This window comes from Streptomyces sp. NPDC028928, from assembly GCF_055564915.1.
Genome location: NZ_JBVHVI010000017.1, coordinates 1 through 25,790 on the forward strand (window position 1 = coordinate 1; position 25,790 = coordinate 25,790).

Sequence of the window (25,790 nt, forward strand, 5' to 3'; positions counted from 1 at the left end):
GCGGCCTTCCGCGCGATCGAGAAGCAGGCCGTGCACAAGGCGCTGGCCGAGCATGATGGTGTTCTGGCGCTGGGCGGCGGGGCGGTGATGGACGCCAACACGCGTGCGCTGCTGGCCGGGCAGCGGGTGGTCTACCTGTCGATGGAGGTCGAGGAGGCGGTCAAGCGCACCGGTCTGAACGCGGCCCGGCCGCTGCTGGCGGTCAACCCGCGCAGGCAGTGGCGGCAACTGATGGAGGCGCGCCGTCACCTGTATGAGGAGGTCGCCACGGCGGTGGTGGCCACGGACGGCCGCACCCCGGAAGAGGTCACCCAAGCCGCGCTGGACGCTCTGGAGTTGAAGGAAGCATGAGCGAGGAAATCACCCGGATCCCGGTCGCCGGCACGGCGGGCACCGAGGCGTACGAGGTGCTGGTGGGCCGGCAGTTGCTGGGCGAGCTGGGCGGGTTGATCGGGGACCGGGCCAAGCGGGTCGCGGTGATCCATCCCGAGGCGCTGGCCGAGACCGGTGAGGCGCTGCGCGCGGATCTGGCCGGGCAGGGCTACGAGGCCGTCGCCATCCAGGTGCCCAACGCCGAGGAGGCCAAGACCGCCGAGGTCGCCGCCTACTGCTGGAAGGCGCTGGGCCAGTGCGGGTTCACCCGTACCGACGTCGTCGTCGGGGTCGGCGGCGGCGCGACCACCGATCTGGCCGGGTTCGTGGCCGCGACCTGGCTGCGCGGGGTGCGCTGGATCGCGGTGCCGACCACGGTGCTGGCGATGGTGGACGCGGCCGTCGGCGGCAAGACCGGCATCAACACCGCCGAGGGCAAGAACCTGGTCGGTTCCTTCCATCCGCCGGCCGGTGTGCTGTGCGACCTGGCCGCGCTGGACTCGCTCCCGGTCAACGACTACGTCTCCGGTCTGGCCGAGGTCATCAAGGCGGGTTTCATCGCCGACCCGGCGATCCTGGACCTGATCGAGTCCGACCCGCAGGCGGCCCGCACCCCGGCGGGGCGGCACACGGCCGAGCTGATCGAGCGGTCGATCCGGGTCAAGGCGGAGGTGGTCTCCTCGGACCTGAAGGAGTCGGGCCTGCGGGAGATCCTCAACTACGGTCACACGCTCGGCCACGCCATCGAGAAGAACGAGCGCTACAAGTGGCGCCACGGCGCGGCGGTCTCGGTCGGCATGCACTTCGCCGCCGAACTCGGCCGTCTGGCGGGCAGGCTGGACGACGCCACCGCCGACCGGCACCGCACCATCCTGGAAGCGGTCGGCCTGCCGCTGCACTACCGCTACGACCAGTGGCCCAAGCTGCTGGAGACGATGAAGGTCGACAAGAAGTCCCGCGGCGACCGCCTGCGCTTCATCGTCCTGGACGGCCTGGCCAAACCGACCGTCCTGGAAAGCCCGGACCCGGCCGTCCTCCTCGCCGCCTACAGCGAGGTCGACCGGCAGTCGACGGACACACCGGCACCGGACCGGATGGCCTGACGGCGCACCAGCATCAGGCGCCCTTAGCGGCAGGCTCCAGAATCGCCACGCACTCCACATGATGCGTCATCGGAAACAGATCGAACGCCCGAAGCGTCCGCACCCGGTACCCGCCCTCCCGGAAGTACCCCAGGTCCCGGGCGAGCGCCGCGGGGTCGCAGGCGACGTAGGCGATGCGGCGGGCGCCGAGGGAGGTGAGGTGGGTGACCGTGGCGCGGCCGGCGCCGGCGCGGGGCGGGTCGAGGACGATGAGGTCGACCTCGGTGATGCCGGTACGCGGCAGGACGGACTCGACCTTGCCCTGCTCGATGCGGACCCGCGGGAAGTCGGCCAGGTTGTGCCGGGCGTCCTCCACCGCGCGCTTGCCGGACTCGATGCCGAGGACCGCGCCCTTCTCGCCGAGGCGGTCGGCGAGCGCGCCGGCGAAGAGGCCGACGCCGCAGTAGAGGTCGAGGGCCGTCTCGCCCTTGCGGGGCAGGAGGCCCTGCATGACGGCCGTGACGAGGGTGTCGGCCGCCATCGGGTGGACCTGCCAGAAGCCGCCGCCGCCGACCCGGTGCGTACGGCCGTCCGCGCGTTCGCGGACGAAGGGGCGGCCGTGGACCCGGTGCACGCCGCCGGTCTTCTCGTCGACCCGGAGGACCGAGACCGGCTTGTCCAGCTCGACCAGGGGCAGGCGGGCGCCGGGGCGCGGGGTGAGGATCACCTGGCGGTCCTGGGAACCGGTCGCCGCGATCGCCTCGACCGACTCCATGCCGGTCCAGTCCCGCTTCTCGATGCCCAGCTCGCTCACGCCCTCGGCCGCGATCATGCAGTGGTCGATGGGCTCGACCTCGTGCGAGCGGTGCCGGCGCAGGCCGGCCTTGCCCGTCGAGGGGTCGATCGCGTACTGCACCCGGGTGCGCCACTGCGGGACCTGTCCCGCCGGCAGCTTGTCGCCCTCGGCCGGGACCACGGTGCCGTCCCAGCCCGCCTCCTCGGGGGTGAGGCCGGCGAGCCGCCGCAGCTGTTCGGCGATGACGTCGGCCTTCAGCCGGCGCTGGGCGCCCGGCTTGGCGTGCTGCCAGTCGCAGCCGCCGCAGCGGCCGGGGCCGGCGAAGGGGCAGGGGGCCTCGATGCGGTCCTTGGACGCGTCGAGGATCCGTACCGCGTCCGCGCGGAGGAAGCGGGCGCCCTCCTCGCCCTCGGTCACCTTCGCCACCACCCGCTCGCCGGGCAGCGCGTGCCGGACGAACAGCACCTGTCCCTCGGAGGTACGGGCGATGCAGTGTCCGCCGTGGGCGACGGGGCCGATCTCGACCTCGTACTCCTCCCCCACCAGCGACTTCTTCGGTTCTGCGGGCATGGTGGGGAGACTCCAGATCGACAGCGGGGGCGGCCCCACGAGGGGGCCCGACAACAGCCCACCAGTCTACGGCCTTCCCGCCCGGCCTCCCCGCACGCCCTCGGTTCCCGCCGGCCCCGCCCGTACCCGGCGGTACCGGCGGTCCCTGGCCGGAAGGCCCCCGCTCACTCCTTGGCCGACGGCTCCTTCGGCCGCTCCACCGCGGGTCCGCGCCGGACCGCGCCCGGTGCGTTCCATTCCTGCCGCTTGCGGGCGCGGGCCCGGGCGACCTCGGAGGACTGCAGCTGGTAGGGCACCGAGGTCACCATGACCCCCGGCGTGAACAGCAGGCGGCCCTTCAGCCGCAGCGCGCTCTGGTTGTGCAGCAGGTGCTCGTACCAGTGGCCGACCACGTACTCGGGGATGATCACGGAGACCGCGTCGCGCGGGGACTCCTTGCGCAGGCTCTTGACGTACTCGATCACCGGGCGCGTGACCTCCCGGTAGGGGGAGTCGAGGACCTTGAGCGGTACGTCGATGCCGCGCCGCTCCCACTCCTCGCGCAGCGCCTTGGTCTCGACCGGGTCGACGTTGACGGTCAGCGCCTCCAGGGTGTCGGAGCGCATCAGTTTGGCGTAGGCCAGGGCGCGGAGCGTCGGGCGGTGGATCTTGGAGATCAGGACGACCGAGTGCACACGGGACGGGCGGACCATGTCGTCGCTCGGGCCCTCGGGCGCGGCGATCTCCTCGGCGACCCGGTCGTAGTGCTTCCGGATCGCGGTCATGGTCGCGTAGAAGATGCACATGCCGAGCAGGGCCACCCAGGCGCCGTGCGTGAACTTGGTGACCAGGACGACGACGAGCACCAGGCCGGTGAAGAAGGCGCCGAACGCGTTGATCGCGCGGGAGCGGACCATGTGGCGGCGCTTGGCCTGGTCCTTCTCCACGGCGAGGTGGCGGTTCCAGTGCCGGACCATGCCGGTCTGGCTGAGCGTGAAGGACACGAACACACCGACGATGTACAGCTGGATCAGGCGGGTGGAGTCCGCGCCGTAGAGGAACACCAGCAGCGTCGCCGCGCCCGCGAGGAGCACGATGCCGTTGGAGAAGGCGAGCCGGTCGCCGCGGGTGTGCAGCTGGCGCGGCAGGTAGCGGTCCTGGGCGAGGATCGAGCCGAGCAGCGGGAAGCCGTTGTACGCCGTGTTGGCGGCCAGGAACAGCACCAGCGCGGTGGCGGCGGCGAGCAGGATGAACAGGAAGCTGCCCTTGCCGAACACCGCCTCGGCGACCTGGGAGATGACCGGGTTCTGGACGTAGCCGGAGCCGAGCGGGACGCCGTTGTGGAGGAGGTCGGTGGCCGGGTGCTCGGCCATGCGGACCTTGGTCACCATCGCGAGCGCGATGATGCCGCAGAACATGGTGACGGCCAGCAGGCCCATCATCGCGAGCGTGGTCGCCGCGTTCTTCGACTTGGGCTTGCGGAAGGCCGGGACGCCGTTGGAGATCGCCTCGACGCCGGTGAGGGCCGCACAGCCGGAGGAGAAGGCGCGCAGCAGCAGGAAGACCAGCGCGAAGCCGGCGAGGCCCTGGTGCTCGGCCTTGATGTGGTAGCCGGCCGTCGGTGCGCGCATGGAGTCGCCGAGGACCAGGCCGCGGAAGGCGCCCCACACGATCATGATGAAGACGCCGCCGACGAACACGTACGTCGGGATGGCGAAGAGCTTGCCCGACTCCTTCACGCCGCGCAGGTTCATCAGCGTCAGCAGCACGATCACGGCGACGGCGCAGAACACCTTGTGCTCGACCACGAAGGGGACCGCGGAGCCGAGGTTCTCGATGCCGGAGGAGATGGAGACGGCGACGGTGAGGACGTAGTCCACGAGCAGGGCGCTGGCCACGGTGAGGCCGGCCCTCGGCCCCAGGTTGGTGGTCGCCACCTCGTAGTCGCCGCCGCCGCTCGGGTAGGCGTGCACGTTCTGGCGGTAGGAGGCCACCACGGTGAACATCAGCACGACGACCGCGACCGCGATCCAGGGGCTGAAGTGGTACGCCGACACGCCCGCGATGGAGAGGACCAGCAGGACCTCCCCCGGCGCGTAGGCGACGGAGGACAGCGGGTCGGAGGCGAAGACGGGGAGTGCGATGCGCTTCGGCAGGAGCGTTTCGCCCAGCCGGTCACTGCGCAGTGCGCGCCCGATCAGGATCCGTTTGGGCACGTCGGTCAGTTTGGACACGAGAGAGGATCGTAAGCCTTCGAACTGGCACCCGCCCACCCGGCGTGCGGGATCTGCCTCACGAGTGAAATCCAGGGTGCGTGGAACTGCGGAATCCGTCGTCAATGTGCCCTCCGTGCCTAGATGGCAAACCCCGCTTGTCATCGCACTTCGGAGGTTCCATGCCCGCGACCGCGGAGCTGATCGGGGCGATCCTCGCCCTGACCTGCCTCGGAATCCTGACCCTGTGCAGCGTGCGCAGCATCACTCGCCGACGGGTCCGTCCGGCCACCACCCGGAGGTGCCCGGCACGCGGCGCCCGTGTGTAGCTTTGGGCGCCGGTCTGAGACCCTGATGCTGAGCAGTAACTTTTGGACACCGGAAGGACGGTCGTGCACATCGTCATCATGGGCTGCGGAAGAGTGGGTTCCGCTCTTGCCCAGACCCTGGAGCAACAGGGACACACGGTCGCCGTGATCGACCAGGACCCCACCGCCTTCCGCCGGCTGGGCCCGGGATTCGGGGGCCGCCGGGTCACGGGCGTCGGCTTCGACCAGGACACCCTGCGCGAGGCGGGCATCGAGGAGGCCGGCGCCTTCGCCGCGGTCTCCAGCGGTGACAACTCCAACATCATCTCCGCGCGTGTGGCGCGCGAGATGTTCGGCGTGGAGAACGTGGCCGCCCGCATCTACGACCCCCGCCGCGCCGAGGTCTACCAGCGTCTGGGCATCCCGACGGTGGCCACGGTCCGCTGGACCGCCGACCAGATGCTGCGCCGGCTGCTGCCCTCCGGGGCCGAACCGCTGTGGCGCGATCCCACCGGCGGGGTGCAGCTCGCCGAGGTGCACGCCTCCGCCAAGTGGGTCGGTCACAAGATCAGCAAGCTGCAGGAGGAGACGGGCGTCCGGGTGGCGTTCCTGACCCGTCTGGGCGAGGCGATCCTGCCCACCTCGCAGACGGTGCTGCAGGAGGGCGACCTCGTGCACGTGATGATGCGGACGGACGACGTGGAGAAGGTCGAGGCGGCGTTCGCCGGTGGCCCGGAAGAGGAGGGCGGTCACTGATGAGGGTCGCCATTGCCGGGGCCGGCGCGGTCGGCCGCTCGATCGCGGGCGAGCTGCTGGAGAACGGCCACGAGGTCCTGCTGATCGACAAGGCGCCGACCGCCATCTCGGTCGAGCGCGTCCCGCAGGCGGAGTGGCTGCTGGCCGACGCCTGTGAGATCACCTCCCTGGACGAGGCCGCGCTGCAGCGCTGCAACGTCGTGATCGCCGCGACCGGCGACGACAAGGTGAACCTGGTCGTCTCGCTGCTCGCCAAGACGGAGTACGGCGTCCCGCGCGTCGTCGCCCGCGTGAACAACCCCAAGAACGAGTGGCTGTTCAACGAGGCCTGGGGCGTCGACGTCGCCGTCTCCACCCCGCGCCTGATGTCCGCCCTGGTCGAGGAGGCGGTGAGCGTCGGCGACCTGGTCCGCCTGCTCCGCTTCAGCCACGGCGACGCCAACCTGGTCGAGCTGACCCTGCCGGAGGAGTCGGCCCTGGCCGGCACCCAGGTCGGCGATGTGGAGTGGCCGGAGGACACCTCCCTGGTCACGATCATCCGCGGCACCCGCGTGCTGACCCCCTCCAAGGAGGACTCCCTGGAGCCGGGCGACGAGCTGCTGTTCGTGGCCGCGCAGGCCCGGGAGGAGCAGCTGGAGGATCTGCTGTCGGTGCGGCGCGAGGACTGACCGCACACGAGAAGGGCGCCCTTGGCAGCAAGGGCGCCCTTCCTCGTCGTACGACAGCTGCTCACGCCTCCCGGCGGTGCCGCCCTCCGGCCGTCTCGCCGCTCTCCGCGGCCGGCGCCGCCTCGCGCTCCTCCTCGGCCTTCTCGGCCTTCTCGGCGGCCTCCATCTCCGCGAACACGTCGATCGGCGCGGGCGCCTTCGCGAGGAAGACCCAGGTCAGCCAGACCGCCAGCAGGAACGGCGGGATCTTCAGGATGACCAGGACCCAGCCGAGCTGCGTGGTGTCGGCCCACCAGTACAGCGGGAAGAGGATCGCGCACTTGGCGAGCAGGATCAGGCCCCAGGCCCAGCTGGCCTTGGCGTACGCCTTCTTGCGGCCCGGGTTGCGGGTGCGCCAGGAGAGGTTCTCCTTGAAGACGGGGCCCAGGATGAGGCCCATCAGGGGCACGCCGGCCAGGGTGGTGATGATGTAGGCCAGCGCCATGCCCAGCGTGTAGAGCATGCCGGGGAGGTAGAAGTCCTTGGCGTTGCCGGTGAACATCGCGAACACCACGCCGAACACCACGCCGAAGACACCGCTGAAGGCGTGCTTGACGGTGTCCTTCATCGCCAGCCGGACGACGACCAGGACCAGCGACAGGGCCAGCGCGGCGATCGCCGCCATGTGCAGGTTCTTGTTGACCGTGAAGATCGCGACGAAGAGCAGGCCCGGCAGGACCGTCTCGACCATGCCGCGGACCCCGCCGAACGCCTCGAACAGCGCCGCCTCCGTCACCGCACGGGCGTCGCGAGGATCGGTCTGGTCGGTGCCTTGGGTCGGCTTGTCGAGGGACGTCACCGGCTACTCCCGTCCGAGGGGTCGCAGTTCGTACTTCGGGTTGAACAGCACCCGGCGGCCCCGGCTCATCGAGATCCGGCCCGATGCGATCAGCTTGCGCCCCGGTTCTATGCCCACGATGGAGCGCCTGCCGAGCCACACCACGTCCAGCGCGGCGGAGCCGTCGAACAGCTCGGCCTCCAGGGCCGGGACTCCGGCGCGCGGGCGCAGGGTGACCGTGCGCAAGGTACCAGTTACGGTGACGATCTGCCGGTCATGACAGTCGCCGATCTTCGTACAGCCGGCCGTCTCCGCGTCTTCGCGCAGCTCCTCGGACTCCAGGTCCTCCTGCGACGAGGAGAGCCGGTCGAGCATGCGCCGGAACCGGCCGGCCGGCTTTTCGGAACGAGGAACAGCAGTCATATCTGAAGCGTACCGGGGAGCACCGACAGGGCTGTAAGCCCGCTCACTTCTCGAACCGGTAGCCCATCCCCGGCTCCGTGATGAAGTGCTTCGGGTGCGACGGGTCCGACTCCAGCTTCCGCCGCAGCTGGGCCATGTACACCCGCAGGTAGTTGGTCTCGGTGCCGTACGACGGCCCCCACACCTCCTGGAGCAGCTGCTTCTGGCTGACCAGCCGGCCGGTGTTGCGGACCAGCACCTCCAGCAGGTGCCACTCGGTCGGGGTGAGCCGGACGTCCTTGCCGCCGCGGTTGACCTTCTTGGCGGCGAGGTCGACGGCGAAGCCCTCGGTCTCGACGGTCGTCAGGTCGTCCTCGCCCGGCCCGACCGGCTCGGCCCGGCGGACGGCGGCCCGCAGCCGGGCCAGCAGCTCGTCCATGCCGAACGGCTTGGTCACGTAGTCGTCGGCGCCCGCGTCCAGCGCCTCGACCTTCTCGTCGGAGGAGTGGCGGGCGGACAGCACCAGGATCGGCACCCGGGTCCAGCCGCGCAGGCCCCGGATCACCTCGACGCCGTCCATGTCGGGCAGGCCCAGGTCGAGGACGACCACGTCGGGGTGGCGGGAGGCGGCTATGTCGAGTGCGGTCCGGCCGTCGGGGGCGGCGTCGACCTCGTACTTGCGCGCCTTGAGGTTGATCACGAGGGCGCGCACGATCTGCGGCTCGTCGTCGACCACGAGCACCCGGGTCATGAAGTCTGCCTTTCCGGTTCGGTACGGGACTCCCCCACGGGGAGCAGCTCGGGGCGCGGTCCTGCCGCGCGGAGGCTGAGCACCATGGTGAGCCCGCCGCCCGGCGTGTCCTCGGCGTCGAGGGTGCCGCCCATGGCCTCGGCGAAGCCCCGGGCGACGGCGAGTCCGAGCCCGACGCCGGCGCCGCGCGGAGCGTCACCGTACCGCTGGAAGGGCTCGAAGATACGGTCCTTCGCCTCGTCCGGCACGCCCGGGCCCCGGTCCACCACACGCACCTCCACCCGGTCGGCGATGGCGCTCGCGGAGACCAGGACGCGCCGCCCGCGCGGGCTGTACTTGACGGCGTTCTCCACCAGGTTGGCCACCGACCGTTCCAGCAGCCCGGGGTCGACGGCGACCATCGGCAGCGTCTCGGGCACGTCCAGCTCGACGCTGTCCTCGGGTACGCCGCCGAGGGCCATCGGTACGACCTCGTCGACGTCGATCTCGCGGATGAGCGGCGTGACCGTGCCGGTCTGGAGGCGGGACATGTCCAGGAGGTTGCCCACGAGGTGGTCGAGCCGGTCGGCGCCCTCCTCGATGCCCTCCAGCAGCTCGGCCTGGTCCTCCTCGGACCAGGCGACGTCGTCGGAGCGCAGGGACGACACGGCGGCCTTGATGGCGGCCAGCGGGGTGCGCAGGTCGTGGCTGACGGCGGCCAGCAGGGCGGTGCGGATGCGGTTGCCCTCGGCGAGCGTGCGGGCCCGGTCGGCCTCCTCCTGGAGGCGCCGACGGTCCAGGACGACGGCGGCCTGGGCGGCGAAGGCGGCCAGCACCCGGCGGTCCGCGGCGGGCAGCACCCGGCCGGTGAGCGCGAGCGCCATGTGGTCGCCGACCGGCATGTCGACGTCGGCGTCCTCGGGGCGCTCCAGCGGCGGCCCGAAGCCGGCGCGGCCCGCGCAGGTCCAGGGCGCGACGTCGCTCTCGCGTTCCAGCAGGGCGGCCGACTCCATGGCGAAGGTCTCGCGGACCCGTTCCAGCAGCTCCTCCAGGCTGGTCTCGCCGCGCAGCACGTTCCCGGCGAGGAAGGAGAGGATCTCGGACTCGGCGCGCAGCCGGGCGGCCTGGTGGGTGCGCCGGGCGGCGAGGTCGACCACCGAGGCGACCGACATGCCGACCCCGAAGAAGATCGCGATGGCGACGATGTTCTTGGGGTCGGCGACGGTCAGCCGGTGCAGCGGCGGGGTGTAGAAGTAGTTCAGCAGCAGCGAGCCGAAGGCCGCCGACGCCAGCGCGGGCAGCAGGCCGCCGAGGAGGGCCGCGGCGACGGTGACGGCCAGGAACAGCAGCATGTCGTTGGCGAGGCCGAGGTCGACGGTGTTCAGCAGCACCGCGAGGACCGCCGGGCCGGCGAGGCCCACCGCCCAGCCCCAGACGATCCGGACCCGCCCGAGCCGGCCGCCGCGGGCCACGGGCAGTCCGCGGCCCTTGGCGACCTCCTCGTGGGTGACGATGTGCACGTCCAGGTCGGGGCCGGAGTCCCGGGCCACCGTGGCGCCGACGCCGGGCCCGAAGACGTACTGCCAGGCCTTACGGCGCGAGGAGCCGAGCACGATCTGGGTGGCGTTCACCCCGCGCGCGAAGTCGAGCAGGGCGGCGGGGATGTCGTCGCCGACGACGTGGTGGAAGGTGCCGCCGAGGTCCTCCACGAGGGTGCGCTGGACGGCCAGCTCCTTCGGTGAGGCCGAGGTCAGCCCGTCGCTGCGGGCGATGTACACGGCGAGGACCTCGCCGCCGGCGCCCTTCTCGGCGAGCCGCGCGGCGCGCCGGACCAGGGTGCGCCCCTCGGGGCCGCCGGTCAGGCCCACCACGATCCGCTCCCGCGAGCCCCATATCCTCGAGACCCGGTGCTCACTGCGGTACTCGTTCAGGTACTCGTCGACCCGGTCGGCCACCCACAGCAGGGCCAGCTCGCGCAGGGCCGTGAGGTTGCCGGGGCGGAAGTAGTTCGACAGGGCCGCGTCGACCTTGTCCGGCTGGTAGATGTTGCCGTGCGCCATGCGGCGGCGCAGGGCCTGCGGGGACATGTCGACCAGCTCGATCTGGTCGGCCCGCCGGACGATCTCGTCCGGGACGGTCTCCCGCTGCCGCACCCCGGTGATCGACTCGACCACGTCGCCGAGTGACTCCAGGTGCTGGATGTTGACGGTGGAGACGACGTCGATGCCGGCGGCGAGCAGCTCCTCGACGTCCTGCCAGCGCTTGGCGTTGCGGGAGCCGGGGATGTTGGTGTGGGCGAGTTCGTCCACGAGGGCGACCGCGGGCGCCCGGCGCAGTACGGCGTCGACGTCCATCTCGCCGAAGACGGCACCCCGGTACTCCAGCCGTCTGCGCGGCACCTGTTCCAGGCCGTGCAGCAGCACCTCGGTGCGCGGCCGGCCGTGGTGCTCCACGAAGGCGACGACGCAGTCGGTGCCCCGCTCGATCCGGCGGTGCGCCTCGGCGAGCATGGCGTAGGTCTTGCCCACGCCCGGTGCCGCACCGAGGTAGATCCGAAGCTTGCCGCGTGCCATGGCCTCATTGTCTTCCCGTGCCTGTTGCCTACGCAGCGTCGACCCTACGGCCAACAATCACGGCAAACGGGACAGGGCGGCGAGCGGCGGGCAACTTTGACGCAACCCTGATGACCGGCCTGGTGAACAGCGGCTCAGTGTTCGGTGATCTCCCCGTCGCGCAGCTCCAGCACCCGGTCGGCCAGGTCCAGCAGGGTCGCGTCGTGCGTGGCGACCAGCGCGGTGACCTGCTCGCTGTGGACGACGGCCCGCAGCAGCTCCATGACGGCGTGCCCGGTCTCGGCGTCGAGCTGGCCGGTGGGCTCGTCGGCGATGAGCAGGGCCGGCCGGTTGGCGAGGGCCCGCGCGATGGCGACCCGCTGCTGCTGGCCGCCGGACAGCTCCCCGGGCCGCTGCGCCGCGTGCCCGGCGAGCCCCACGAGGGACAGCAGCAGCTCGACCCGCTCCTCGCGCTCGCGCGGCTCGGCCCGGCGCAGCCGCAGCGGTACGCCCACGTTCTCGGCGGCGCTGAGAATCGGGATCAACCCGAACGCCTGGAACACGAACCCGACCCGGTCCCGGCGGAGCCGCAGCAGCTCGCTCTCCCCGAGCTGCGCGAGATCCCGCCCCTCGACCTCGACCCGCCCCCGATCGGGCACGTCCAGCCCGCCGACGATGTTCAGCAGGGTGGTCTTGCCGGACCCCGACCGCCCTTTCAGGGCGACGAGTTCCCCCCGGGGCACCTCGAAGGAGACCCCCCGCAGGGCATGCACGGCGGCGGCACCCTGCCCGTACGACTTGTGAACGCCCTCGACCCGCACCATGGTCTCGGTGACCACGTGACGCATGTCCCCTCCCCCGCCGACGGAGACTCAGTATCACCGGTCGGTGCGGCGCCCCGGAAGGGGCGCGGGGAACTGCGCGACAAGCGCAGAAAACGGGCCGCACCTCCGAGGCACGGCCCGTGTATCGCTGCTGAAGCCGTCAGCGGACTTCGGTGATCTCAGGTCCCCGCTGCAGCTGTCCCATCCCCCCGGAGAAGCGCGAGCCCTCCTCCTGCTGAACCCCTTCGGGGACCATCTGCGCATCGTTGGGCAGCTTGAGGACGATCGGGTCGCGCGGAGCCATCGGGCCCTCGCCGCGGACCACCACGGTGTCCCGGAAGATCTGCTCCAGCAGCCCGGCGGCCTGCGGCTGCACCGCGCCCTGACCGGAGATCACACCGCGCAGGAACCAGCGCGGACCGTCCACGCCGACGAACCGTACGACCTGGAAGCCGCCGGTGCCGTCCGGCAGCTGCACCGGCACCTGGGCGCGCAGCTCCCAGCCGAGCGGGCCCTCGACCTCGTCGACGATGCCACCCTGCTGGGTGATGCCGGACGCGATCTCCTCGCGGACCTCGGTCCAGATGCCCTCGCGCTTGGGCGCGGCGAACGCCTGCAGCTGGATGGCGCTGTCCCGCAGGACGACGGTCGCGGCGACGATGGCGTCACCGGCGACCTCGACCCGCAGCTCCATGCCGTCGACGCCCGGTACGAACAGACCGCCGAGGTCCACGCGGCCCTCGGCCGGGTCGCGCACCTCGCTGCTGTCCCACGGCCCGTCGGGCCGGGGCCCGGGCTCCAGCCGGACGCGCTCGCGCTCGGCCTCCTCTTCGTCCGCCTCGGTGTCGACGCTGTCGACGACCTGCTCGGCCTCGCCGGCCGCGTCCTCGGCGGCACCCTTCTTCTTGCGACGTCCGAACACGTCACTGTCCTTCCCGGTCGGATACGACCGAAGCGTATCGATTCCCACCCGTCGGACCGCCCTCGGCGGCCTGACCGCTTGTGCCGCTCCCGCCGCCCACCGCGGCATGGCCACCGGTGGACCCGAAGCCCCCCTCGGCCCGCGCGGAGCCGGGAAGCTCCGCGACCTCCTGGAAGCGGACCCTCTCGACCTGCTGGACGACCAGTTGGGCGATCCGGTCGAAGCGCTCGAACCGCACGCTCTCGCGCGGGTCGAGATTCACCACGATCACCTTGATCTCCCCACGGTACCCGGCATCAACCGTCCCCGGGGCATTCACGAGGGCGACACCGCAGCGGGCGGCGAGGCCGGAACGCGGATGCACGAAGGCCGCGTACCCCTCGGGCAGGGCGATCGACACTCCCGTGGGCAGGACGGCCCGCTCGCCGGGCTTCAGCTCGCAGGCCTCGGTGGTGCGCAGATCGGCGCCGGCGTCGCCGGGGTGCTCGTACGCCGGAAGCGGTACGTCCGGATCGACGCGCCGGATCAGCACGTCCAGGGGGGCTCGGCTCACGGGTTCACCTCGAAGGCGCGGGCGCGCCGGATCTGGTCCGGGTCGTTCATGGCGGCCTGGATCTCCTCACTGCGGCCGTGGTCGATGAAGTGATCGACCTTGACCTCGATGAAGAGGGCGTCGGCGCGGACGGCGACCGGCCCGTCGGGGCCGCCGATGCGCCCTACGGCGGTGGAGTAGATCTTCCGCCCCGCCACGGCGGTGACCTCGGCCTCCAGATACAGCGTGGTGCCGACGGGCACGGGCCGTACGAAGTCCGTCTCCAGCCGTCCGGTGACGGCGATGGTCCGCAGCAGCCAGTTCAGCGAGCCGAGGGTCTCGTCCAGGGCCGTGGCCAGCACTCCGCCGTGCGCGAGGCCGGGGGCGCCCTGGTGGGCGGGCTGCACGGTGAACTCGGCGGTCAGCGAGACGCCCTCGCCGGCGCGGGCCTCCAGGTGCAGTCCGTGCGGCTGCCCGGGACCGCACCCGAAACAGTGTTCGTAGTGGGCGCCGAGCAGCTCCCCGGGCGCGGGCGCGTCGGGGTGCCGTACCGGTTTCCCCGCGTCGGCGGGAGGCTGAAGAGCTGCGGAACTACCTCTCACAGCCGCAGACCTTACCCGCGCGTCGGAGGAATACGGATCCCGTGCCAAGCTTGGCCTCATGCAGCTCTCCGCCACCCCCTACGAAGAACGCCTCACCGCCCCCCGCTCGTGGTGGCTGATCAGCTTCCTGGTGGGCGTCTCGTTCGCCCTGATCCTGCTGCCCTTCGGCACCCTGCCGCTGCTCGGCGGCCTGGTCGGCGGTACGGCCGCGGCGGCGGTGGTGGCCAGTGCCTACGGCTCCCCGCGCATCCGGGTCGTGGGTGACTCCCTGGTGGCGGGCGAGGCGAAGATCCCGGTGTCGGCGCTGGGCTCGGCCGAGGTGCTGGACGCGGAGGAGGCCCGCGCCTGGCGGACGTACAAGGCCGACACCCGTGCCTTCCTGCTGCTGCGCGCCTACATCCCGACGGCGCTCAGGGTCGAGGTCACGGACCCCGAGGACCCGACGCCGTACCTGTACCTGTCGACGCGGGAGCCGGAGAAGCTGGCCGCGGCGATCGAGGCGGCGCGGACCGCCGCCTAGAGCTCGTCGGGCAGCTCGCGCAGTCTGAGGGGTTCCGCGGGTTTCTCCAGGGCCGGCAGCTCGGGCAGCTCGTCCCAGGGCACCTGCATCCTGCGCAGGTCGGCTCGGACATGGGCCGCGAGTCTCTTCGTGTCCCGGCGGTTCATGACCGCCCCGACCGCGGCTCCCACCATGAACGGCATCAGGTTGGGCAGGTCGCGGACCATCCGCTTCATGATCTGCCGGCGCAGTTCGCGCTTCATGCGGCCGCCCATGGCCGTGTCGTACGTCGACGGCTTCATCACGTCGATCCCGCGCTCCCCCGACCAGGAGGACAGATACGCGGCGGTGCGGGCCTTGAGGTTGCCCGGCGGGCGTACGCCGTAGACCTCGTGCAGTTCGGCGACGAGTTTCAGTTCGATCGCGGCGACCCCGGTGATCTCCGCGGCCAGCTCGGTCGGCATGGCGGGCGGCACCGGCAGCATCGCCGCCGCTCCGATCCCGGCTCCGACCGTCGAGGTGCCGGTGGCCGCGCTCGCCACCAGCTTGTCGGCGAGTTCCTCGGGTCCGAGGCCGGGGAACTGCCTGCGCAGGGTCGCGAGGTCGCGTACGGGGATGCGCGGGGCGATCTCGATGATCCGGTCCGCGAGGTACGCCAGCCCCGCACGAGCCCGGCTGCCGCCCCTGCGGGCGCCTTCCTGGGCCAGTTCCCGGGCCTTGTCACGGATCACCGCCGCCCGGCGCCGGGCGACGGGTGCGGGGTGCCGGGCCGGCGCGGGCAGGTTCTCCCGGTCGGCCGCCGGTCCGAGCGAGGCTCCCGCTCCGGGTGAGCCCCGCTCGTCGTCACGCGCGCCGTGCGGGCCGTCGATCGGCCCTTGGTCCGCTTTCCCCAGAGGGAAGCGGCGCTTCCGGGGAGGGGTCGAGCCAGACACGGCCGACCCGTCCTCAGTCGCAGTCGCGGCAGATCGGCTGACCGTTCTTCTCCCTGGCCAGCTGGCTGCGGTGGTGCACCAGGAAACAGCTCATGCAGGTGAACTCGTCCTGCTGCTTCGGCAGCACTCGGACGGCCAGCTCCTCGTTGGAGAGGTCGGCGCCGGGCAGCTCAAGGCCCTCCGCGGCCTCGAACTCGTCGACGTCCACCGACGAGGTGGACTTGTCGTTCCGCCGGGCCTTCAGCTCTTCCAGACTGTCCGAGTCGACGTCGTCGTCGGTCTTGCGTGGAGTGTCGTAATCGGTTGCCATATCGCTCTCCCCCTCTGGGTGTCTGCGGTGTCTCCAGCGCACGTAACGCGTGAGAGGCCGGACTTGTGCCCGACCTGAGGCGGAGATTTTGCCTCACATCAAGGTCTGTTACTCAATCGACACCCAACCCGACCCCTCAAGAGTGATCGGCTTGGATGGCGGTGAGGACCGTACACGGTTCGAATGCCGCACCTCAAAGGCGCCTCCCCGTGTACTTCCCGTGATCAAGAGCCCTGAAAACCAGGACTTTCCCGGCTTTCCACCTTCTGTCATGATCACCGTGCGTACATGGCCGGAAATCCGCCCATGTGATCGATCACACAGGAAGAAGCCCATCCGGCCGCCGAAAAATTCCGCGTAAAGCGAACAACCTCCGCGTGTGTCGGTCGTGGATCACAAGGGCAGCGTGACACGCATCACCAGGCCGCCGCCCTCGCGGGGCTGGGCCAGGATGTGGCCACCGTGCGCCCGGGCCACGGACCGGACGATGGACAGGCCGAGGCCCACCCCCTTGTCGCTGCCCGTGCGCTCGGTGCGCAGCCGCCGGAACGGCTCGAAGAGGTTGTCGATCTCGTACGCCGGCACCACCGGCCCGGTGTTCGTGACGGTCAGCACCGCCTGCCCGTGCTGGATGTCGGTGGTGACCTCGACCCAGCCGCCGTCGTGCACGTTGTACCGTACGGCGTTCTGCACCAGGTTCAGCGCGATCCGCTCCAGCAGCACACCGTTGCCCTGCACCACGGCCGGCTTGCGCTCGCCGCGGATGCCGACGCCCTTGGCCTCGGCCTCGGCGTGCACCTGGTCGATGGCCTGCGTGGCGACCTCGGCCAGGTCGACCGGCTTGCGCTCGACGATCTGGTTGTCACTGCGGGCGAGCAGCAGCAGCCCCTCCACCAGCTGTTCGCTGCGCTCGTTGGTGGCGAGCAGGGTCTTGCCGAGCTGCTGCAGTTCCACCGGCGCGTTCGGATCCGACAAGTGCACTTCGAGGAGCGTGCGGTTGATCGCGAGCGGGGTGCGCAGCTCGTGCGAGGCGTTGCCGACGAAGCGCTGCTGGGCCGTGAAGGCCCGCTGCAGGCGCTCGAGCATGTCGTCGAAGGTGTCCGCCAGCTCCTTCAGCTCGTCGTCCGGGCCGTCCAGCTCGATCCGGCGGGACAGGTCCGAGCCGGCCACCTGGCGGGCGGTGCGGGTGATCCGGCCGAGCGGCGACAGCACCCGGCCGGCCATCGCGTACCCGAACGCGAAGGCGATCACGGCGAGGCCGAGCAGGGCCAGCAGGGAGCGGCTGAGCAGGTTGTCCAGGGCCGCCTCGCGCTGCTGGTCCACGCAGTGGGCGATCGCGTCGTTGAAGTCCGACAGCGGCAGGCTGGTGGTGTTGATCGCGGGACAGTTGTCGCTGGAGACCCGGATCTGGGTGCCGCTGACGATCTTGAACAGCGGCTGGTTGCCGGTGCTGATCGCCTGGGCGGCGAGCAGGTAGATGATCGACAGCAGCAGGATGCCGGCGATCAGGAACATGCCGCCGTACAGCAGCGTCAGCCGTATGCGGATGGTCGGGCGCAGCCATGGGAAGGGCGGCTGCGGCCTCCTGGGGTCCCAGGTGGGCTTCGGGGGCGCCTGGGGCGGCGCGGGCGTCGCGGCCACGGCGATCAGATCCGGTAGCCGGAGCCGGGGACGGTGACGATGACGGGCGGCTCGCCCAGCTTGCGGCGCAGGGTCATCACCGTCACGCGCACCACGTTGGTGAAGGGGTCGGTGTTCTCGTCCCACGCCTTCTCCAGCAGCTGCTCCGCGGAGACGACCGCGCCCTCGCTGCGCATCAGCACCTCCAGCACCGCGAACTCCTTGGGCGCGAGCTGGACCTCCTTGCCGTCACGGAAGACCTCGCGGCGGTTGGGGTCGAGCTTGATGCCGGCCCGCTCCAGGACCGGCGGCAGGGGCACGCTGGTCCGGCGGCCGAGGGCCCGGACGCGCGCGATCAGCTCGCTGAACGCGAACGGCTTGGGCAGGTAGTCGTCGGCGCCGATCTCCAGCCCCTCGACGCGGTCGCTGACGTCGCCGGAGGCGGTGAGCATCAGCACGCGCGTGGGCATGCCCAGCTCGACGATCCGGCGGCAGACGTCGTCGCCGTGCACGAGCGGGAGGTCGCGGTCGAGGACGACCACGTCGTAGTCGTTGACGCCGATGCGCTCCAGGGCGGCCGCACCGTCGTACACGACGTCGACGGCCATGGCCTCCCGGCGCAGTCCGGTGGCCACCGCATCGGCGAGCAGTTGCTCGTCCTCGACGACGAGTACGCGCACGTCCCTTGTCCTTCCTGTGTCCACCCGCGTAGCGCGCCGTGAGCGCGTGCGGGCAGGGGTGTCCGTGAGGTGTGACCCCCATCCTGCCCTTTTCGGCCATAAGTCGGCTGTAAGGCGGAGTCCGGACCGCAGGGACGGGGGTTCTGGGCCGGGAATACGAGAATTTCTCCTCCGGTTGAGGTTTCCGCGGAAGGGAGCGGGGGGAGGACGGCTTTACACCCCGCGATCACGCTCTGCATGTGCCGCAGCACCATGCGGTACTGCTCCATCCGCTTCGCAGAGCGGGCGTGGGTGTCCGGCACCGTCGCCGCCCAGCAGGGCAGCGCTGGGCACCCGCGAGAGACGTGATCGCCCCTTCCATACGGCACACCCCCGTGCCACCGACCCACGACCCAGGACGAGGGGGCGCAGCATGGACGCTTTCACCGCAGGACTTCTGCAGCGCATAAGGGCGACCGAGTCCGACCTGTCGCGGGCTCGTGACGAGGGCGACGACTTCCTCGTCGAGGTGGAGCAGGCAGAGCTCGACGACCTGCGACGCCTCGCCGCCGAACACGGTGTGGAGGTCGGCGCGTCACGCGTCTGATCGGCCCGAAAGCGCGACGAGGGACCCCGGCGAATCCAGCGCCGGGGTCCCTTCGCGTGCGTACCCGCCCGGGGTCAGTCGTGCCAGGCGCCGAAGTCCTCCAGCAGCCCCTGCAGCGGCTCGAACACCCCCGGCGACCCGGCGACGGTCAGATCCCGTGACGGCCGCTCTCCGGGCCGTCCGCCGGTCAGCGCGCCCGCCTCCCGGGCGATGAGGTCACCCGCCGCGTAGTCCCACGCGTTGAGCCCCCGCTCGTAGTACCCGTCGAGCCGGCCGCAGGCCACGTCGCACAGGTCGACCGCCGCCGAGCCGCTGCGCCGGATGTCCCGCAGCAGCGGGACCAGCCGGGCGGCGATCTCGGCCTGGTGGGTGCGGACCTCGGTGACGTAGTTGAACCCGGTGGAGACCAGGGCCTGGTCCAGCGGGGGCGCGGGGCGGCAGGCGAGCGCCCGCTCGCCCTCCCAGGCGCCGGTGGCCCACGCCCCGCCGCCGCGCACGGCGTGGTACGTCTCGCCGCGCATCGGGGCCGCGACGACCCCGACGACGGTCTCGCCGTCCTGCTCGGCCGCGATGGACACCGCCCAGGTCGGCAGGCCGTACAGGTAGTTGACGGTGCCGTCCAGCGGGTCGATCACCCAGCGGACGCCGCTCGTGCCCGCGACGGAGGCGCCCTCCTCGCCGAGGAAGCCGTCGTCGGGGCGCTGCCCGGAGATCAGATCGGTGATCAGCTTCTCCGCGGCGATGTCCATCTCGGTGACGACGTCGATGGGGCTGGACTTGGTCCTCGCCACGGCCAGGTCGGCGGGGCGGCCGTCGCGCAGCAGCTCGCCGGCGCGACGGGCGGCCTCCTGGGCCAGTGCGAGCAGGTCCCGGTGCAGGGCGTCGGTCACGGGTCTCCTCACGCGTAGGGGCTGTCGGCGCCCGCGGCGGCGGGGCGGGGGGCGCGGGCCGGGCAGCAGCCGACCGGGCACAGGTGGTGGCTCGCCCCGAGCGCGCCGAGGGCGCAGGGGGTGACCTGCTCGCCGCGCTCCACGGCGGCCCGCTCCAGGATCAGCTCGCGGACGGCCGCGGCGAACCGCGGGTCGGCGCCCACGGTGGCCGAGCGGCGCACCGGCAGGCCCAGTTCCTCGGCCTTGGCCGTCGCCTCGGTGTCGAGGTCGTAGAGGACCTCCATGTGGTCGGAGACGAAGCCGATGGGGGCCATGACCACGGCCGGGACGCCGGCGGCGTGCCGCTCCTCCAGGTGGTCGCAGATGTCGGGCTCCAGCCAGGGGATGTGCGGGGCGCCGGAGCGGGACTGGTAGACGAGCCGCCAGGGGTGGTCGACGCCGGTGCGCTCGCGGACGGCGTCGGCGATCAGCCGGGCCACGTCCAGGTGCTGCTCGACGTAGGCACCGCCCTCGCCGTGGGCCTCGACCGGGCCGGAGGTGTCGGCGGCGGAGGTCGGGATGGAGTGGGTGGTGAAGGCGATGTGGGCGCCCGCGCGGACGTCCTCGGGGAGGTCGGCGAGGGAGCGCAGCACGCCGTCGATCATGGGCTCGACGAAGCCGGGGTGGTTGAAGTAGTGCCGCAGCTTGTCGATCTTCGGCAGCTCCAGGCCCTCGGCCTGGAGGGCGGCCAGCGCGTCGGCGAGGTTCTCCCGGTACTGCCGGCAGCCCGAGTAGGAGGCGTAGGCGCTGGTGGCGAGGACGAGGATGCGGCGGCGGCCGTCGGCGACCATCTCGCGCAGGGTGTCCGTCAGGTACGGCGCCCAGTTGCGGTTGCCCCAGTAGACCGGCAGGTCGAGACCGTGGTCGGCGAAGTCCTTGCGCAGGGCTTCCAGGAGGGCGCGGTTCTGGTCGTTGATGGGGCTGACCCCGCCGAACAGGAAGTAGTGCTGCCCGACTTCCTTGAGGCGTTCCTTCGGGATGCCGCGCCCGCGCGTGACGTTCTCCAGGAAGGGGACCACGTCGTCCGGGCCTTCGGGGCCGCCGAAGGAGAGCAGGAGCAGGGCGTCGTACGGGGTGGCATCGAGCGCGTCTGGCATGAGTCGATCCTGCCACCCGGCACTGACAGCGGGGAAACAGTGGGGTGAGGAGTCGGGTTGGTGTGGTGTGCGGGGACAAGTCCCCGATGAATAAACCGCGAGACTTAGGGTGCCCTAACCCGTAAGCTGTTGCCCCCCACTTCACGCCTTACGGAGACCCGCGTGCCCAGCCCCTACAGAGCCCTGTTCACCGAGCCCGGCACCAAGGCCTTCTCCGCCGCGGGATTCCTCGGCCGGATGCCGCTGTCGATGATGGGCATCGGCGTGGTCACGATGGTCTCCCAGCTCACCGGCCGGTACGGCCTGGCGGGCGCCCTGTCGGCCACCATGGCGCTGTCCGCCGCCGCGATCGGGCCGCGGATCTCCCGGCTGGTGGACCAGCACGGGCAGCGCCGGGTGCTGCGCCCCGCGACCCTGGTGGCCCTGGCCGCGGCGGCCGGGCTGCTGCTCGCCGCCCACTTCCGCTGGCCGGACTGGGTGCTGTTCGTCTGCGCGGCCGGGATCGGCTCGGTGCCGAGCCTGGGCGCGATGATCCGGGCCCGCTGGGCGGCGCTGTACCGGGGCACCCCGAAGCTCCACACCGCCTACTCGTTCGAGTCGGTCGTGGACGAGGTCTGCTTCATCTTCGGGCCGATCATCTCCATCGGCCTGTCCACCACCTGGTTCCCTGAGGCGGGCCCCCTGCTGGCCGCCTGCTTCCTGGCCGCCGGCGTCTTCTGGCTGACCGCCCAGCGCGCCACCGAGCCGGAGCCGCACCCGCGCGAGCAGCACGGCGGCGGCAGCGCCCTGCGCTCGGCGGGGCTCCAGGTGCTGGGGGCGACCTTCGTGGCGACCGGCGCGATCTTCGGGGCCGTGGACGTGGTCACCGTCGCCTTCGCCGACGAGCGCGGCCACAAGGGCGCCGCGAGCGTGGTCCTGGCGCTGTACGCGGCCGGCTCCTGTGTGGCGGGCGTCGTCTTCGGGCTGCTGCGCTTCCGCGGGACGCCGGAACGCCGCTGGCTGCTGGGCGTGGCGGCGATGGCCGTGAGTATGATCCCCCTCCTACTGGTCGGAAACCTGCCGCTTCTGGCCGTGGCGCTGTTCGTTGCGGGGCTGGCCATCGCGCCGACGATGATCACGACGATGTCCCTCATCGAAGAGCACGTACCGCGCGCGCAGCTCACCGAGGGCATGACCTGGGTGAGCACCGGCCTCGCCGTCGGCATCGCGGTCGGCTCCTCCGTGGCCGGCTGGGTGATCGACGCGGCCGGGGCACGGGCCGGGTACGGGGTTCCGGCCGTGTCCGGGGCCGTCGCGGTCGTGGTCGGTTTCCTCGGGTACCGCCGGCTGCGCAGGCCGGCCGCGGGTCGGGGAGGCACCGTTGAGCAGCACAGCGAGCGGGAAGAACGGCACCTGGCGTAACTGGGGCGGCAATGTCACGGCCCGGCCCGCCCGGCAGGTCGAGCCGGCCTCGGTGGAGGAGCTGGCCGCGGCGGTGCGGCGGGCCCGGGAGGACGGCCTGAAGGTGAAGGCTGTCGGGACCGGGCACTCCTTCACCTCGATCGCCGCCACCGACGGTCTGTTGATACGCCCTCAACTGTTGACGGGTATACGCACCATCGACCGGGAGACCATGACGGTCACGGTGGAGGCGGGCACCCCGCTCAAGAGGCTCAACGTCGCTCTCGCGCGCGAGGGCCTCTCGCTCACCAACATGGGCGACATCATGGAGCAGACCGTCTCCGGGGCCACCAGCACCGGGACCCACGGCACGGGCCGCGTGTCCGGCTCCATCGCCGCGCAGATCAAGGGACTCGAACTCGTCACGGCCGACGGCTCGGTGCTCACCTGCTCCGAGAAGGAGAACCCGGAGGTCTTCGCCGCGGCCCGGATCGGCCTCGGCGCCCTCGGCGTCGTCACCGCGATCACCTTCGCCGTGGAGCCCCTCTTCCTGCTCACGGCGCGCGAGGAACCCATGCCCTTCGAACGGGTCCTCGCCGAGTTCGACCAACTCTGGGCCGAGAACGAACACTTCGAGTTCTACTGGTTCCCGCACACCGGCAACACCAACACCAAGCGGAACAACCGCAGCGCCGGCCCCGAGCAGCCGGTGGGGCGGCTGGCCGGCTGGTTCGAGGACGAGTTCCTCGCCAACGGTGTCTTCCAGGTGGCCCAGTGGGCCGGCCGCGCGGTGCCGGCGGCGATCCCGGCGATCGCCCAGATCTCCAGCAAGGCCCTGTCCGCACGGACGTACACGGACATCCCCTACAAGGTCTTCACCTCACCGCGCCGGGTGCGCTTCGTGGAGATGGAGTACGCCGTCCCGCGCGCGGCCCTGGCGACGGTGCTGCGCGAGCTGAAGACGATGGTCGACCGCTCCGGCCTGCGGGTCAGCTTCCCGGTCGAGGTGCGCACCGCCCCGGCCGACGACATCACCCTGTCCACCGCCTCCGGCCGGGACAGCGCCTACATCGCCGTGCACATGTTCCGGGGCACGCCGTACCACGCGTACTTCACCGCCGCCGAGCGCATCTTCACCGCGCATGAGGGGCGTCCGCACTGGGGCAAGGTGCACACGCGGGACGCGGAGTACTTCGCCCGGGTGTATCCGCGCTTCGGCGAGTTCACGGCGCTGCGGGATCGTCTGGACCCGGATCGGCTGTTCCAGAACGACTATGTGCGGAGGGTGCTGGGGGCGTAGGCGCCGTGGCGGACGCGCTGGGCGCGCCGGGTGTGGGGGTCGGGGCGGCCGGGTCGCCGCTCGGATCTCCGCTGTTCTCCCCGCCCGGGTCCCTGCTCGGCTCCCCGCTCGGGGAGCCGCCGGGCGTCGGGGACGTGCTGGGGGCCGTAGCGCGGCCGGTGGGCGGTGTGCGGTCCGGGGACGGGGTGCCGGAAGGGGCGGGCGTGTCGTCGGACTTGGCGCCGGAGGAGCCCCGGCCGGTGACGGCGTCGCTGACCGTCGTGCCCCCACCGCCGCTGAAACTGCCGCCGGACACCAGCTCGTACGCCGTGATGCCGGCCATCGTGACCCCGAAGACCAGGGCCGCGGCGACCAGCGGGCGGCGCCGGCCCCTCACCCGCGCGCGGTAGACGGTGCCCTCGGTGAACTCGCCCGGCGGCAAAGGCGCTTGTTCCCTCGGCCGGGCCGCTACGGCGGTCTTCTCCCGGAGCTGCTCCCCGGTCCGCTTGAAGAAGTGCTGGAAGACCGAGCCGCCGCAGGTGGCGACGACGCTGACGAGGCCGGCGCCGAGGATCGTGCCGTACACCCCGAAGTACGAAGCCAGTTTGGCCGCCACGACCGCCGCCAGGGCGCTGCCCGCGACCTGGGGGACGCTCAGATCGATCCGCTTCCGCCCCGTATCGGGTGTCTCGCGCATACCCGGACCTTGCCTGCCTTTCCCGTACTTGATCGACATTGACCGACCGACTGCACGAGAAGGGGACGTACGGACGAAACCATTAGTTCCGTTTCTGGCGATTGCGTGAAGTTCGCCACGTTCATGATCGGCAAAACCGGTTGCGAAGGGCCAAGTCGCATCCCTTGCCAGAAGTTGGGCGGCGCGCCAATCCACGCACGTGGTCCAAATGGAGTACTGTTGCGAGCCCTGGGTCCGGTCTCCCACCAGGGTGCCCGCGGCCAGCCAGGACCGCCGGGAGGGGGCTAGTTGCACAGGGTGACGGAGTTGGTCACTTAGCGTTGCGAACAGGTAACCGTGCCATAACGGCGGTCCCGGGCCCGTGCCCGACACGCCGGGCAACTCGGCAAGGTTGTGGCAGGCTGCACCCGGGCAGGCCACACTCGACTAGCGGAAGCAGCGACGCACGTGACGTCGGCAGGCACCACCCGGGAGGTCCCCATGCCCGAACTGCGTGTCGTGGCCGTCTCGAATGACGGCACACGGCTGGTGCTGAAGGCTGCCGACTCTACGGAGTACACGCTTCCGATCGACGAACGCCTGCGCGCCGCCGTGCGCGGCGACCGGCCGCGCCTCGGCCAGATCGAGATCGAGGTCGAGAGCCATCTGCGCCCGCGGGACATCCAGGCGCGGATACGGGCCGGTGCCACCGCGGAAGAGGTCGCGCAGCTCGCCGGCATCCCCGTCGACCGGGTACGCCGCTTCGAGGGGCCGGTGCTGGCCGAGCGCGCCTTCATGGCCGAGCGGGCCCGCAAGACCCCGGTCCGCCGCCCCGGTGAGAACTCCGGCCCGCTGCTCGGCGAGGCCGTGCAGGAGCGGCTGCTGCTGCGCGGTGCCGAGAAGGACACCGTGCAGTGGGACTCCTGGCGCCGCGACGACGGCACCTGGGAGGTGCTCCTCGTCTACCGGGTCGCGGGCGAACCGCACTCGGCGAGCTGGACGTACGACCCGCCCCGGCGGCTCGTACAGGCCGTGGACGACGAGGCGCGCTCGCTCATCGGCGAGTCCGACGACCTGGCCGTGCCGGAGCCGAGCTTCCCGTTCGTCCCGCGCATCGCCCGGCTGCCGCGCGAGCGCTCCATGGACCGCGCTCTCGACCGGAGCGACCGCGAGCGGCCCAGCCTGCCCGCGCAGTCGTCGGAACCGGCCGAGGAGAGCACGGGCGAACGCGACTCACTGACCAGCCTGCTGGAGGCCGTGCCGAGTTTCCGGGGCGACCTGGTGGTCCCGGAACGCCCGGCGGAGCCCGCGGAGGAGTCCGAGGACGAGCCCGCCGCCGAGGAGCCGCCGGCGCCCGCCGCGTCCGCCGGCTCCGCCTACGCGGACGTCCTCATGCCGCGTTCCGTCGGCAGCCACCGCGACCGGCTGATCGGCGCGACCGACCGCCAGGCCGAGGCCGACGGCGTCCGCCCCGGCCGCCGCGCCGCCGTCCCGAGCTGGGACGAGATCGTGTTCGGCACCCGGCGCAAGAAGCAGGAGTAGGTCTCCGTGGGAGGGGGGGGGGGGGGGGGGGCCCCCCCCCCGAGAGGACCACCACCCCGTATCCGCCCCCCCCCCCCCAACACGGGGGAGGGGCTACAAAAACCCTTACCACAAAACCACACCCAAAAACCCCCG

26 protein-coding genes are annotated in these 25,790 nt (G+C 71.6%); 9 read left to right on the forward strand and 17 right to left on the reverse strand.

What is annotated here, in order from left to right:
* Together ACZ4U1_RS33480 and aroB are read left to right on the forward strand one after the other, a co-directional pair.
* Window positions 1-351 (forward strand): shikimate kinase (locus ACZ4U1_RS33480; protein ID WP_467907935.1); only part of this gene is annotated, 351 nt, incomplete at its 5' end.
* On the forward strand, window positions 348-1,475 hold the full coding sequence (aroB, locus tag ACZ4U1_RS33485; protein WP_467907936.1) for a 3-dehydroquinate synthase: 1,128 nt from the start codon (window positions 348-350) through the stop codon (window positions 1,473-1,475). The genes ACZ4U1_RS33480 and aroB, both read left to right, overlap by 4 nt.
* Before the next feature lie 13 nt (window positions 1,476-1,488).
* Here the strand turns inward: aroB and ACZ4U1_RS33490 are convergent, their stop codons facing one another.
* Window positions 1,489-2,820: a class I SAM-dependent RNA methyltransferase gene (locus ACZ4U1_RS33490; RefSeq protein WP_467907937.1), complete on the reverse strand. Its 1,332-nt coding sequence runs from the start codon at window positions 2,818-2,820 to the stop codon at window positions 1,489-1,491.
* Window positions 2,821-2,984: 164 nt separating this feature from the next.
* Window positions 2,985-5,033 carry an APC family permease gene (locus ACZ4U1_RS33495; RefSeq protein WP_467907938.1) on the reverse strand — a complete coding sequence of 683 codons (2,049 nt, stop codon included), beginning with the start codon at window positions 5,031-5,033 and terminating at the stop codon, window positions 2,985-2,987.
* 371 nt (window positions 5,034-5,404) lie between these two features.
* On the opposite strand from ACZ4U1_RS33495, the gene ACZ4U1_RS33500 reads away from it, so the two are divergent.
* Together ACZ4U1_RS33500 and ACZ4U1_RS33505 are read left to right on the forward strand one after the other, a co-directional pair.
* Window positions 5,405-6,076 carry a potassium channel family protein gene (locus ACZ4U1_RS33500; RefSeq protein WP_189305041.1) on the forward strand — a complete coding sequence of 224 codons (672 nt, stop codon included), beginning with the start codon at window positions 5,405-5,407 and terminating at the stop codon, window positions 6,074-6,076.
* Window positions 6,076-6,744 carry a potassium channel family protein gene (locus ACZ4U1_RS33505; protein WP_189305043.1) on the forward strand — a complete coding sequence of 223 codons (669 nt, stop codon included), beginning with the start codon at window positions 6,076-6,078 and terminating at the stop codon, window positions 6,742-6,744. The genes ACZ4U1_RS33500 and ACZ4U1_RS33505 overlap by 1 nt, the downstream gene beginning before the upstream one ends.
* A 61-nt stretch (window positions 6,745-6,805) precedes the next feature.
* Here ACZ4U1_RS33505 and ACZ4U1_RS33510 read toward each other — a convergent pair whose 3' ends face one another.
* From ACZ4U1_RS33510 to ACZ4U1_RS33545, 8 genes are all read right to left on the reverse strand, one after another.
* Complete coding sequence (locus tag ACZ4U1_RS33510) at window positions 6,806-7,582, reverse strand: DUF3159 domain-containing protein (protein ID WP_467907939.1); 777 nt, start codon at window positions 7,580-7,582, stop codon at window positions 6,806-6,808.
* Window positions 7,583-7,585: 3 nt separating this feature from the next.
* On the reverse strand, window positions 7,586-7,984 hold the full coding sequence (locus tag ACZ4U1_RS33515; protein WP_078629620.1) for an OB-fold nucleic acid binding domain-containing protein: 399 nt from the start codon (window positions 7,982-7,984) through the stop codon (window positions 7,586-7,588).
* Between the two features lie 43 nt (window positions 7,985-8,027).
* Window positions 8,028-8,714 (reverse strand): response regulator, encoded by a 687-nt coding sequence (locus tag ACZ4U1_RS33520; protein ID WP_467907940.1) that lies wholly within the window; start codon window positions 8,712-8,714, stop codon window positions 8,028-8,030.
* Complete coding sequence (locus ACZ4U1_RS33525) at window positions 8,711-11,266, reverse strand: ATP-binding protein (RefSeq protein ID WP_467907941.1); 2,556 nt, start codon at window positions 11,264-11,266, stop codon at window positions 8,711-8,713. Before ACZ4U1_RS33525 ends, ACZ4U1_RS33520 begins: the two co-directional genes overlap by 4 nt.
* Before the next feature lie 134 nt (window positions 11,267-11,400).
* The gene (locus ACZ4U1_RS33530) at window positions 11,401-12,093 is read right to left on the reverse strand and encodes an ABC transporter ATP-binding protein (protein WP_467907942.1); all 693 of its coding nucleotides are present in this window, start codon (window positions 12,091-12,093) and stop codon (window positions 11,401-11,403) included.
* 136 nt (window positions 12,094-12,229) lie between these two features.
* On the reverse strand, window positions 12,230-12,991 hold the full coding sequence (locus tag ACZ4U1_RS33535) for a DUF3710 domain-containing protein (RefSeq protein WP_388315132.1): 762 nt from the start codon (window positions 12,989-12,991) through the stop codon (window positions 12,230-12,232).
* Window position 12,992: 1 nt separating this feature from the next.
* Window positions 12,993-13,544 carry a dUTP diphosphatase gene (gene dut, locus ACZ4U1_RS33540; protein WP_388315129.1) on the reverse strand — a complete coding sequence of 184 codons (552 nt, stop codon included), beginning with the start codon at window positions 13,542-13,544 and terminating at the stop codon, window positions 12,993-12,995.
* The gene (locus ACZ4U1_RS33545) at window positions 13,541-14,125 is read right to left on the reverse strand and encodes a PaaI family thioesterase (protein ID WP_467907943.1); all 585 of its coding nucleotides are present in this window, start codon (window positions 14,123-14,125) and stop codon (window positions 13,541-13,543) included. The genes dut and ACZ4U1_RS33545 overlap by 4 nt, the downstream gene beginning before the upstream one ends.
* A 58-nt stretch (window positions 14,126-14,183) precedes the next feature.
* On the opposite strand from ACZ4U1_RS33545, the gene ACZ4U1_RS33550 reads away from it, so the two are divergent.
* Window positions 14,184-14,645, forward strand: a complete 462-nt coding sequence (locus ACZ4U1_RS33550; protein WP_467907944.1) for a DUF3093 domain-containing protein — start codon at window positions 14,184-14,186, stop codon at window positions 14,643-14,645.
* Here ACZ4U1_RS33550 and ACZ4U1_RS33555 read toward each other — a convergent pair.
* The 4 genes from ACZ4U1_RS33555 to ACZ4U1_RS33570 all read right to left on the reverse strand — a co-directional run bounded on the left by ACZ4U1_RS33555 (window position 14,642) and on the right by ACZ4U1_RS33570 (window position 18,166).
* Window positions 14,642-15,556 (reverse strand): hypothetical protein, encoded by a 915-nt coding sequence (locus ACZ4U1_RS33555; protein ID WP_467907945.1) that lies wholly within the window; start codon window positions 15,554-15,556, stop codon window positions 14,642-14,644. The genes ACZ4U1_RS33550 and ACZ4U1_RS33555 overlap by 4 nt on opposite strands.
* Window positions 15,557-15,569: 13 nt before the next feature.
* Window positions 15,570-15,866 carry a DUF4193 domain-containing protein gene (locus ACZ4U1_RS33560; protein ID WP_003997302.1) on the reverse strand — a complete coding sequence of 99 codons (297 nt, stop codon included), beginning with the start codon at window positions 15,864-15,866 and terminating at the stop codon, window positions 15,570-15,572.
* Window positions 15,867-16,259: 393 nt separating this feature from the next.
* Window positions 16,260-17,507 carry a sensor histidine kinase gene (locus ACZ4U1_RS33565; RefSeq protein ID WP_467907946.1) on the reverse strand — a complete coding sequence of 416 codons (1,248 nt, stop codon included), beginning with the start codon at window positions 17,505-17,507 and terminating at the stop codon, window positions 16,260-16,262.
* Between the two features lie 5 nt (window positions 17,508-17,512).
* Window positions 17,513-18,166 (reverse strand): response regulator transcription factor, encoded by a 654-nt coding sequence (locus ACZ4U1_RS33570; protein ID WP_007387794.1) that lies wholly within the window; start codon window positions 18,164-18,166, stop codon window positions 17,513-17,515.
* Window positions 18,167-18,578: 412 nt separating this feature from the next.
* Here ACZ4U1_RS33570 and ACZ4U1_RS33575 point away from each other — a divergent pair, with 412 nt between their 5' ends.
* Window positions 18,579-18,752, forward strand: coding sequence for a hypothetical protein (locus tag ACZ4U1_RS33575; RefSeq protein WP_023546087.1), 174 nt, complete (start codon window positions 18,579-18,581; stop codon window positions 18,750-18,752).
* Window positions 18,753-18,826: 74 nt separating this feature from the next.
* On the opposite strand, the gene ACZ4U1_RS33580 is transcribed toward ACZ4U1_RS33575, so the two are convergent.
* Window positions 18,827-19,642 carry an inositol monophosphatase family protein gene (locus tag ACZ4U1_RS33580; RefSeq protein WP_467907947.1) on the reverse strand — a complete coding sequence of 272 codons (816 nt, stop codon included), beginning with the start codon at window positions 19,640-19,642 and terminating at the stop codon, window positions 18,827-18,829.
* Window positions 19,643-19,650: 8 nt separating this feature from the next.
* Window positions 19,651-20,778 (reverse strand): ferrochelatase, encoded by a 1,128-nt coding sequence (locus tag ACZ4U1_RS33585; protein ID WP_467907948.1) that lies wholly within the window; start codon window positions 20,776-20,778, stop codon window positions 19,651-19,653.
* A 162-nt stretch (window positions 20,779-20,940) separates the two neighbouring features.
* Here ACZ4U1_RS33585 and ACZ4U1_RS33590 point away from each other — a divergent pair, with 162 nt between their 5' ends.
* A complete protein-coding gene (locus ACZ4U1_RS33590; protein ID WP_467907949.1) occupies window positions 20,941-22,179 on the forward strand; it encodes an MFS transporter in 1,239 nt (412 codons plus the stop codon).
* A complete protein-coding gene (locus ACZ4U1_RS33595) occupies window positions 22,139-23,458 on the forward strand; it encodes a D-arabinono-1,4-lactone oxidase (RefSeq protein WP_467907950.1) in 1,320 nt (439 codons plus the stop codon). Before ACZ4U1_RS33590 ends, ACZ4U1_RS33595 begins: the two co-directional genes overlap by 41 nt.
* Here the strand turns inward: ACZ4U1_RS33595 and ACZ4U1_RS33600 are convergent.
* Window positions 23,382-24,134, reverse strand: a complete 753-nt coding sequence (locus ACZ4U1_RS33600) for a hypothetical protein (RefSeq protein ID WP_467907951.1) — start codon at window positions 24,132-24,134, stop codon at window positions 23,382-23,384. The genes ACZ4U1_RS33595 and ACZ4U1_RS33600 overlap by 77 nt on opposite strands.
* 480 nt (window positions 24,135-24,614) lie before the next feature.
* On the opposite strand from ACZ4U1_RS33600, the gene sepH reads away from it, so the two are divergent.
* Window positions 24,615-25,655: a septation protein SepH gene (sepH, locus tag ACZ4U1_RS33605; RefSeq protein ID WP_467907952.1), complete on the forward strand. Its 1,041-nt coding sequence runs from the start codon at window positions 24,615-24,617 to the stop codon at window positions 25,653-25,655.
* Window positions 25,656-25,790: the final 135 nt, after the last annotated feature.